The following is a 9,976-nucleotide window of genomic DNA, read 5'->3' on the forward strand; positions in this document are numbered from 1 at the left end:
AGTCACGAACCCGCCCGGCGCGCCGCCTGCCCCTTGACGCATCCCTTGACGTATCCTTTGGCGAAGCGCCTGACCACGCGCTCCCGCCGCAGGCGCGACAGGCGAGCGATCCAGAAGATGCCGTCGAGCTGATCGATCTCGTGCTGAAGGCAGGCGGCGCGGAAACCCTCGGCCGCCTCCTCATGCTCGGCTCCGTCCAGGTCGCGGAACCGGACCCGGATCGCGCGAGCCCGCTCGACCATCTCTGACAGGCCGGGCATCGAGACGCTGCCCTCCCGGGCGGTCACGCGCTCCGGCGACGCATCGACGATCCAAGGATTGACGTAGACGCCGGCGGTGCCGCCCGGTTCGGGTCGCAGCACGACGAGGCGGCGGGACACGCCCAAGTGCGGGGCGGTGAGGCCGGCCGCCGCCGCGGCGTCGAGGGTGTCGGTCACGTCGCGCGCCAAGTCGCGCAGGGGCCCGTCGAAGGCTGTGACCGACTCGGCCCGCAGGCTCAGGTGCGGGTCGGGATAGAAGATCAACGGACGAACGGTCATCGGATCAGATCTTCACTCTAAATACATCCATCCTAGGGGGCTTGCCAACCGCGCTGATAGGCGAGGGCGCGGCCGTAAACCATGGCTTTGTTGTTTCTGACCTGATCCGAAGGTCGGCCCGTGACATGCGCCGGATGGCAACATTCGGAACGATCGCGCGGTGGATGTGTTGAACCCTGAACGCACGAAGGAAATCCTCATGAAGACTTTTCTCGTTGGAGCCGTGATGGCGATATCCTTGACGGGCGTCGTTCCGGCGGCAGCCCAGCGGATCGACATCGGTCCCGATGGCCCGAGCGTCGATCTTCGGTCGCGCGGGCAGCGCGCGCGCGATGTCCGCCGCGACGCGTTCCGGCCCGACCGGAATCACGACCGTCGCGGCCTCTACCGCACCGAGCGCTACGACGACGACCGGGGCGGGATGCGCCGCCGCGGGAACGGTTATTGATCCTGCGATCCTGGACGTGTCGCGGGGCGGGGTCGGTTCGCCGGCCCCTCTCGCGTCGAGCCGCGGGCGCCGCTTGGTCCCGCGCGACGACCCTCCAGGTTTGCCGGCTGTCAACGCCGTGCGCCAAGAATACCCTTCAAGAATACCCTTGCACCGCGCAGGAGCGTAGCTTAGGGACATTGCGCATCAACAATCGGGAGAAACTGGCAATGCGCCTTCGTCTTTACAGCAGCTTGGCCGCCATGGTCCTCGCGGGTTCCGCCCTGGTCGCCCCCGCCGCAATCGCCAAGTCGATGAGCGGTGCCTCTGCCGTCAAGATGATCGACACGGACAGCGACGGCACCGTCGACATGAAGGAGATCGAGGTCGTCGCGTCGGCCACCTTCGACCGTCTCGAGAAGGATGCCGACGGCACCCTTGACGCGCGGGAAATGAAGGGCCGCCTCAGCAAGGCCGGGATGAAGCAGGCCGACCCGGACAGCGACGGCACCCTCGACAAGAAGGAGTACCTCGCCGCCGTGGCCAATCGCTTCAAGGCCGCCGACCCGGACGGCGACGGCACCCTCGACGCGAAGGAACTGAAGTCTCAGGCGGGCCGCGCGCTGCTGGCCCTGATCAAGTAGAGGTTTGACGCCTTCCACGTTCGCTGCGGCTGCTCGCCGCAAGCCCGCTGAGAGCCGTTCCCGTGAGCGCGGGAGCGGCTCTCTCCACGTCTTGGGAGGAGGGAAATCGCCAGGACCCGCTTGCGGCATTGCGACCGATGAAGGCCGTTGACGAACCTCAACCTGAAGATGCAAATTGCATGTTCAGGGGTGAAATGGTTGTGATCATGAGCCGCGAACATCCGGAGAGCGTCGGGACGCCCGCCCTCGTGGCCGAGATGCGCGAGGTCATCAAGGAAACGCGAAGGACTATCGAGGCCTCGCAGGTGATCCTCGACCGCTGCGCCGTGCCGGCGCCGGAAGCGCCGGCCGAGCATGCGGCCGATCTGGACCTCCTCGGCGGGATCGCGGACGGCCTGATCGTCGCCTATGAATATGCCAAGCTGGACAAGGATACCCTGACCCTGGGGCTGCTCGAGAAGGCCATGCTGCACGTCGGTCGCCGCCTCGCGCGGACGGTCGGCCCGAAGGAAGCCGGCCTCGCCCGCCACTGACGCTTCCCGCACCGGTACGATCCGGGCCGTCGTCGGCATCGCCGCCGCGGTTGGCGGATCGACCCGCCCGCTTCATCAAACGGTCTCTCGTCCGCAGGCCATCGCAGCACCTCGGGCTTCGGAGCGTCTCGCGGAACGCTCCCCACACCGTCGCGTCCTCTTCGCGCCGAGGCCGTGACGCGGGCGCTTCGTGAGACACGCTTCAGGCGCGGGCGGCGCAACCGGTGCGTCGAAGCAGCCCCGTCCGCGATCCGGACCGAACGGGTTCCCGATCGTTCCGAAGCAACCCTCCGGACGCACCATCAGTACTCCCATTCCGTGCCGACGCCGAGGCTGGTGCGGCCGTCGCTGCCGGCCTCGCCCTGGATCTTCACCCGGCGCGTCACCTCGTAGTCGATGGTGGCGCCCGTGTCCGCAGGCTTGGCGCCGGCCTTCACGCCGACGCTGAGGCGGTCGCCGAGGTAGCGCGAGGCGCCGAGCGCCGGGCCGCCGGTGGTGCCGGTGGCGACGTCGAGGCTGTCGAGCCCGAGCCCCTTGCGCGCCGACTCGAACACGTCGACGCCGCCGGCCCCGCCGGAGAGCTGCGACACGGCCTGGGCGAGCTGCAACGCCTGGAACGGCGACAGGCTGCCCGAGGCCCTCTTGAACAGCAGGCGCGACAACACCTCGTCCTGCGGCAGGCTCGGGTCCGAGGAGATGGCGAAGACCGGGCTGTCGGCCGGCCCCGAGACCGCGATGCGGGCGGTGATGTCGGTGGCCTTGGTCTCGGCGATGAAGTCGAGGTCGGGCGCGGCGATCGCACCGGAAAAGGTCAGGCGTCCACGGGTGAAGTCGAGGCGCTGGCCGATCACCGACAGTCGCCCATGCCGCAGCTCGAAGGCGCCGACGGCGTTCGGATCGCGCGACGATCCGGTCAGCCGCAGATCGCCGCCGAGTTCGGCGTCGATGCCGCGTCCGCGCACGAAGATGCGGTTCGGCGCGCTCACCGCGACGTCGAGGGCGGCCTCGAACGGCGCCGTTGCGCCGCGCTTGCCGCCGCGCTTGCCCAGCGCCGCTGCCCGCGTGCCGCGGGCCGCCTCGGCGTCGAGCCGGGCGCGGAGGTCGGGCGGGGTGTTGATCCGGCGGATGCCCGGCAGCGGCTGCACCGTCGCCGGCAGCCGGTCGGGCACCGCGACGTCGATCGAGACCACGTCGACCCGGCCCGTCACCCGCGGGCTGCGCGCGAGCGGGCCGCTCAAGCTGAGGTTCAGGCTCGCCACCGCCGTCATGAGCGGGCTCGACACCAGTTCCGCCCTGTCCCCGCTGATCCGGATCGTGCCCGGAAAGCCGGCCTCGGGGGCGAGCGACACGCGCCCGTCGCCGCGCAGGACGCCGCCGTTTCGGGTCGCGGCGGTGAGGTGCTCCAGCACGATCGTGTCGCCGCGGCCCGTGGCCCGGCCCTCGATGCCGGTCAGCCGGATGCCCTGGAGCGGGTCGGTGAAGCTGCCGCCGGTCAGCGTCGCGGTGCCCTCGGCCCGCGGCGCGGCGAGCGTCCCATTGACGCCCGCGTCGATCGCAACCCGGCCGGCGAGGCGCTGGCCGCCGGCGCTGAGCACGCTGTTGGCCACCGCGGCGTCCAGCGTTCCGCGCGCCTTCACCGCCAGCGTCCCGCCGGCTTCGGCCGGCAGCGACCCCGACAGGGTCATCGCGATGCCGCGCCCCGCGGTGACGCGTCCGTCGAGGCCGATCCGGCCGTCGGCGAGCGTCCCGGCCGCGCGCGCCTCGATCGGCGACAGCCCCGCCCTGCGGGTCTCCGGCGTGACGAGGCGGGCGACCGACAGCGCGTAGCGCCCCTGCGGCCGCGCGGCCGGCCCGCGGATCTCGGCGTCGCCGTCCAGCGTGCCGCTCAGGGCGAGGCCGGGCGCCGCGATGCGGGCGAGCGCCAGCGGCAGGGCGCGGATGCCGAGCCGGAGGTCGTTGTCCCGCCCGATCAGGCCCGACAGGGTGACCCGCCCGGTCCCGGCCGCGATGGTCAGAGCGTCGATGCGCGCCGCGGCCCCGTCGAGAGTGACGGTCGCCGGCCCGGCAAGCGCCAGCCTGTCGGGGCCCCGCGCCGCGGAGAACCGCGTCAGCGCGATCCGGATGGGCGTGGCCGGCACGAGGCGGGCGGCGCCGTCGAGGTCGAACCCGCGGGCCTTGGCCGAGAGGACGAGGTCGGTCGCGGACGGCGCGCCGGCCGCGGTGAGGCGCACCGTATCGAGGATCTGGTCGGCGGCCACCAGCCGGTCGGCCTCCACGCGCCCGTCGATCCGCGGTGCGTCGCGCAGGTCCGTGCCGCGCAGGTCGGCATCGAGCCGGGCGAGCGCGAGGGTGCCGGTGCGCAAGGCGGCGCCCTTGGCCCGGATCGTCGCGTCCTGGCGCCCGCCGCTGCGGATGAGCGCGACGTCGGCGTCGAGGCTCCCGGCCATCGGGGTCAGCGTCAGCGGCGTGAGGTCGTCGAGATCGCCGGCCGCGAGGTGCAGGCCCCCGTCCGCCAGCCACGTCGCGGCATCGACCGTCGCGTGCCCGTCGAGAGCGACCGAGCCGAGGCGCGCGGTGAGTCGGTCCAGCGACCACGCGTCGGAGTTCGGCCGGGCGAGGTGGGCCTCGCCCCGCAGCGGCTTGCCGCCGACCGTGCCGGCCAAGCTCAGCGTCCCGTCGAGCGCTCCGGTGAGGTCCTTGACCGCGGCCTCGACCCGCAGGCCCCGCACCGGCCGGCCCATGGCGGTCGCCTCGGGGGCCGAGACCGTGGCGGCGAGGTCGGGATGCTCCAGCGATCCTGAGAGTCGGCCGACGAGTCCCGCCCGCCCGGTCAGCCCGCCGTCGATCGCCGAGAGGTCCTTGAGGTCCACGTCGAGCCGCGCGTCGGTGAGCCGGGCGGTGGCGCGGCCGTCGAGGCGGGCGACGAGGCCCGCGCCGTTTAGGGTGGCCGCCTCGAACGCGTAGCCGTCGTAGACCCGCGACAGGCGGCCGGTGAGGCGCGGCGCCGTCCCGAGCACCCGGTCGAGCAGCGGACGGCCCAGCGCGAGCCCCTCGGTGCGCAGGGTCAGGTCGGCGGAGACCGCCCGACGCGCCGGGTCGCCGTCGAGCTTGGCCGCCAGGGACGCGCCGCCCGCCAGCGGCCGGCCGGCGAGGTCGGAGAAGGCGGTCAGGTCGGAGAGCGCGGCCTCCAGCGTGCCGGTGAGCGTGTTCCGGCCGACGCGGCCCTCGTAGTCGGCCCGCAGGGTCGGTGCCTCGACGTGCAGGCGCGACACGGCCAACGTGTTGTCGGGCTCCAGCACCGCGCGAAGATCGAGGGCGGCCCGCGTGCCCAGCGCCCGCTGGACGGCGGGGTCCGGCAGCCTCAGGCCTTCCACCCGCGCTTCCGCGCTGAGGGCGAAGCGGGCGTCGGCTATAGGTTCGGCGTTCACGCCGGCCTCCACCCGCTCGACGGCGCTGTCGCGCGTGCGCAGGCCCGCGGCCTTCAGGCTGCCGACGACGCGCGGCCGCGCGAGCGGCCCCTTGAGGCTGCCGTCGAGGACGAGGCTGCGGATCTCGCCCTCGCCGGCCCGGGTCATGCCGCCCTCGGTCGGGACCGCGCGGGCCTGGAGGGTGAAGTCGGCGTTGCGCGCCACGTCGAGGCTGCCGCGCGCGTCGAGGCGTGCGGTGCGCGAGGTGAGTTCCAGGCGGTCGATCCGCAACGCGCCGCCGTCGGCGAAGCTCAGGCCGCCCTCGAGCTTGGTCGTCCCGGCGAAGATCGCGGCGGCAGGGCCCGGCAGCAGCCCCTCGACGCGGGCGCCGAGGTCGAGCGTCAGCCGCCGCTCGGACCCGACCCGCGCGATCGTCGCCGATCCCTTGGCGCCGATGGTCTCGCCCGCCGAGACGTCGAGGCGGGCGTTCCAGGCGTCGAGCGTCCCGCGTCCGTCGAGGTCGAGGGCGATGGGCGGTGCGCCGGGCACGCTCAGGCCCTTCGAGAGCAGGCCGCCGGCGGGCTCGCTCAGCGTCGCCTTCAGCTCCAGGCGCCCGCCATCCGGCACGAACAGCAGCCGCAGGCCGAAGGCGCCCTCGGCGTCCCGGCGCCGGATCGCGACGTCGAGGTCGAGCCCCTCGGACGGCGCGCCGAGCTTCGCCCGGCCCCTGGCCGAGAGCCGCGCCGCCTGCCCCGCGATGGGCTCGCCGAGCGCGAGGTCGGCGAGCGAGAAATCCTTCACCTCGACCTTGACCGGCAGGTCCGGCAGCAGCGTGCCGTCGGGCTCGGGCGTCGCCGCCGCGGTGGCCGGGATCGGCCGGCGCAGCACCTCCAGGCGCCCGACCTCGAGGCTGTCGACCTCCAGGCGGCCGGACAGCAGGGCGAGGCGCCGCCAGACGATGCGCGCCCGGTCGAGCCGCAGCCAGACCCCGTCGCGGTCGCTGATCGCCACGTCGCGGATCACCGCGTCCGAGGACAGCGCCCCGTCGACGGCACCGATGGCGACGCGGGAACTCGGCGTGGAGAGCGCGCGGGAGAGCAGGCCGCCGAGCACGGTCTTCTCGGCCTCATCCGCGGCGCGGGTGAGGGCCGTGGGGACGGCGAAGCCGATGACGAGGAGCAGGAAGGCCGCAACGGCTGCACGGCGCCCGCCCCGCATCGCGGGCCCTTCGGTGCTCGCATCCAGCACCGTGCGCGGATGCGGCGCGGGTCCCCTCTCCCGTTCGGGAGAGGGACAGGGTGAGGGATGAGAACTGCCCGGATACGGCACGCCCATCACCCCAACCCTCTCCCCATGGGAGGGGGAGCCGGTCAGCGCCGCAAGCGATGCGTCCGGCGCCTTCGCGGCCAGATGTATGAAACACCAGGCCTCTAGAGCCGTGTCCGATCGCGGTGCAATCGGACACGGCTCTAAGTCCCTGTTCTGGTGCGCTCTCTCTGGCCGAACCGGCGTCCACTTCGGCGGAGAGCGCTCTGGACCGGCTGGCCCGCACGTCGGATCACGTCGAGAGAGGGAAGCGCCCTGTCCGGAAGCGGCGCTCCCTTCTCCCGCCCGCTCCGCAGGCACCCTCGCCCGCAGAGGGGGGAGGGTCTTTCGCGCGAAGAAACCCATCAGAACGACTGCCCGAGGCTGATGTACAGGGCGACCGGGCGCTCGTGGTAGCCCTTGATCCGATCGAGCGGGAACGCGACGTCGACGCGGATCGGGCCGATGCCGATGTAGTAGCGCAGGCCCAGTCCCACGGCCGTCCGGATACGTTCGTCGAAATCCGGCAGCGCGCCGGAAAACGCCGTGCCGGCGTCGAGGAACGGCACCACGCCGATCGTGTCGGTGACCTTGATGCGGGCCTCGAAGGACGCTTCGAGCAGGCTCTTGCCGCCGACCGGCAGGTTGAAGGGGCCGCGGGGCCCGAGGGTCCGGTAGGGGAAGCCGCGCACCGAGCCGCCGCCGCCGGCGAAGAACCGGATGTTGGCCGGGATGTCCTCCAGGCTTGCCCCGGAGATCGAGCCGAAGCCCAGCCGCCCGGCGAGGATGGTGCGCGCCTCGTCGTCCAGCGCGTAGTAGGTCGAGCCCTGCGCCTTGGCGACGAGGATCGACGGGTCGGAGCCGAGGAAGCCCGCGTAGGGCGTCGCCGAGGCGGTGAGCCGCACGCCCCGGGTCGGGTCCAGCAGGTTGTCGGTGGAGTCGTAGGCCACCGAGACCGGCACGCCGACGAGGCGATAGTCGACCTTGCCGAGCGCGTCCTGCGCGCGGCCCGCCTGCCCCTCGACGCCGACCTGCGCGTAGAAGGTATCGGAGAAGCGGTGGCGCAGGCCCACGGTGCCGCCGGCCGCGTCCGCGACGTAGCTCTGCTGGGCCTCGCGGCCCGCGAACAGGCCGGCGACGAGGTCGTTGCGGCTGCCCCAGAGGGCGGGCTTGACGAAGGTCGCGGCGAGCCGCCCGCCGAGCCCGTTCGACTCGATGCCGGCGAGCTTGCGCTGCGTCGCGTAGAGGTCGTTGCCGAGGTAGAACAGGTCGGCGTCGAGCCGGAGCGTCTCGGCCCCGCCGAAGAGGTTGCGGTTGGCGTAAGTCGCACGGATGCCGGGCCCGTCGACGGTGGAGTAGCGCGCCGAGACGCCGATCAGGTTGTGCTCCCGCTCGGTCACCTCGACGAAGATCGGCAGGTTGCCGGCCGCATCCAGCGCCTCTCCCTCGCGCACCCGCACGGAGCCGAGGCCCTCGACCTTCACCAGCGCGCGGCGCATGTCGGCGAGCGCCCTGGGCGAGTACGGATCGCCGGGCTCCGCGTCGATGAAGGAGCGCACCACCGCCGGATCGATGCCGGCCGTGCCCCGCACGGTCACGGGACCGAGGCCGGCGATCGGGCCCGGATCGACGGTGAAGATCACGTCCATGACGTGGGCCGCGTCGTCCACCACGGGGTCGCGCGCCGTGACCTTGGCGAAGGGATGGCCGAGCGACCGGAAGCGGTCGACGAGCCGCGCCTCGCGGGCCAGCACCGTTGCCGAGCGCGCCGGCGTGTCCGGGTCGATCCGCGTGAGGCGGGCCGGCAGGACCTCCTCCGTGAAGGGGGTTCCCCGCGGGTCGCGCACGGTGAGGGCGCGGAGCATGTAGAGCGGGCCGGCGTCGACCGCGATCCGCACCGGCACCAGGGCGCGGTTCCGCACGGTCTCCGCCGCGCGGGCCGCCGCCGCCGGGGAGGGCTCGCCGCCGCGCGCCGGCATGCTACCCAGCGTCACGTCCTCGATCCGCACCGTGACGCGCCCGGCGTAGTAGCCGTAGCCCGAGAGCGCGTCGGGCAGGCGGCCGAGATCGGCCTCCGCGCGGCGCACCAGCCCCTCCCCGTCCGGCGGCGGCTCGCGGCGCAGGCGGTGGAGGGTCGAGGCGTCCTCTAGGCTCCGCTCCAGGTCGGAATCCTCCGTGCCCTGGATCTTCAGGTCGTAGGGCAGCGCCGCGCCGCTCGGCGTCAGCGGCTCCTCCTCGGGGCCGAACATCCCGAACAGGTCGAAGGCCGCCGCCGGGCCGCAGAGGGTGAGCCAAGCCGCGAGGCCCAATCCCCCGAGGACCGACCCGGCCGCGACGCGGGCGCCGGGCCGGGACTCGGCGCGAAGGCGGGATGCGGGCGGAATCGACTCGGGAACCGGTTGCCTCACCCGCAAGCGCCGGCCGCCCCGGCGGCTCGACCGGCCCGGCCCGGCCCCGCAGGGCGCACGTAAAACAGAGTCCGCATCATCTCAAAGCCCCCGCTCCGATGCCGGATTGCCATGCGAGGCCCTGAGGCAAGTCCCCGAGGAAAGCCGCCGCAACTGGTCCGCGACCGATCCGGTCTCGGCACGGATGCGCCGGCAGCCGACGGCAGGACCCTTCGCACGATCAGCCCCCGCGTGTGAGCCGCGGAACCTAGACGGGCGTGACCCGTGCGGCAACCGGAGGGGATGGGCGTGGGCGTCGACTCTTGTCAGCCGGCGGCCGGCGACCTACCTCCGACCTTGCGTCGATGCTTGCCGGCCGCCGCCGGGTTGCTCCGCCCGCTGTCCTTTGCCGTTTCCAAGGGCGTCGCTTCGACTGACATTCCATCTCGACATCAACCTGCTTCGCCCACGCCCGCGCGTGGACAGCCGCTCGGGCCGGCAGGCTCACCACATCGACACGACGGAGGTAGGCGCCATGAGCACGGGCACCGTGAAATGGTTCAACGAGACCAAGGGTTACGGCTTCATCCAGCCGGATGACGGCGGCAAGGACGTGTTCGTCCACATCTCCGCGGTGGAGCGCGCCGGCATGCGCAACCTGATCGAGGGACAGAAGCTGTCCTACGAGATCGAGAACGACCGGCGCACCGGCAAGCAGTCGGCCGGAAACCTCC

The 9,976-nt window shown here is 72.9% G+C and carries 7 protein-coding genes; 4 read left to right on the forward strand and 3 right to left on the reverse strand.

Features of this window, described 5'->3' with window-relative positions; genetic code table 11:
* Positions 1-2: 2 nt before the first annotated feature.
* Positions 3-539: a peptide deformylase gene (locus tag ACFE8Y_RS09870; RefSeq protein WP_375464211.1), complete on the reverse strand. Its 537-nt coding sequence runs from the start codon at positions 537-539 to the stop codon at positions 3-5.
* A 160-nt stretch (positions 540-699) separates the two neighbouring features.
* Here ACFE8Y_RS09870 and ACFE8Y_RS09875 point away from each other — a divergent pair, with 160 nt between their 5' ends.
* From ACFE8Y_RS09875 to ACFE8Y_RS09885, 3 genes are all read left to right on the forward strand, one after another.
* Entirely contained in the window at positions 700-987 is a 288-nt protein-coding gene (locus ACFE8Y_RS09875) for a hypothetical protein (RefSeq protein WP_375464212.1), read from the forward strand.
* Positions 988-1,196: 209 nt separating this feature from the next.
* The gene (locus tag ACFE8Y_RS09880) at positions 1,197-1,610 is read left to right on the forward strand and encodes an EF-hand domain-containing protein (RefSeq protein ID WP_375464218.1); all 414 of its coding nucleotides are present in this window, start codon (positions 1,197-1,199) and stop codon (positions 1,608-1,610) included.
* A 137-nt stretch (positions 1,611-1,747) separates the two neighbouring features.
* Complete coding sequence (locus tag ACFE8Y_RS09885) at positions 1,748-2,143, forward strand: hypothetical protein (protein ID WP_375464213.1); 396 nt, start codon at positions 1,748-1,750, stop codon at positions 2,141-2,143.
* Positions 2,144-2,445: 302 nt separating this feature from the next.
* Here ACFE8Y_RS09885 and ACFE8Y_RS09890 read toward each other — a convergent pair whose 3' ends face one another.
* The gene (locus tag ACFE8Y_RS09890; protein ID WP_375464214.1) at positions 2,446-6,768 is read right to left on the reverse strand and encodes a translocation/assembly module TamB domain-containing protein; all 4,323 of its coding nucleotides are present in this window, start codon (positions 6,766-6,768) and stop codon (positions 2,446-2,448) included.
* 452 nt (positions 6,769-7,220) lie between these two features.
* The gene (locus ACFE8Y_RS09895) at positions 7,221-9,104 is read right to left on the reverse strand and encodes an autotransporter assembly complex family protein (protein WP_375464219.1); all 1,884 of its coding nucleotides are present in this window, start codon (positions 9,102-9,104) and stop codon (positions 7,221-7,223) included.
* 673 nt (positions 9,105-9,777) lie between these two features.
* On the opposite strand from ACFE8Y_RS09895, the gene ACFE8Y_RS09900 reads away from it, so the two are divergent.
* A partial coding sequence (locus tag ACFE8Y_RS09900) for a cold-shock protein (RefSeq protein ID WP_375464215.1) occupies positions 9,778-9,976 on the forward strand: 199 nt, incomplete at its 3' end.

The organism is uncultured Methylobacterium sp. (assembly GCF_964242245.1).
In the GTDB taxonomy this organism is placed as follows: Bacteria; Pseudomonadota; Alphaproteobacteria; order Rhizobiales; family Beijerinckiaceae; genus Methylobacterium.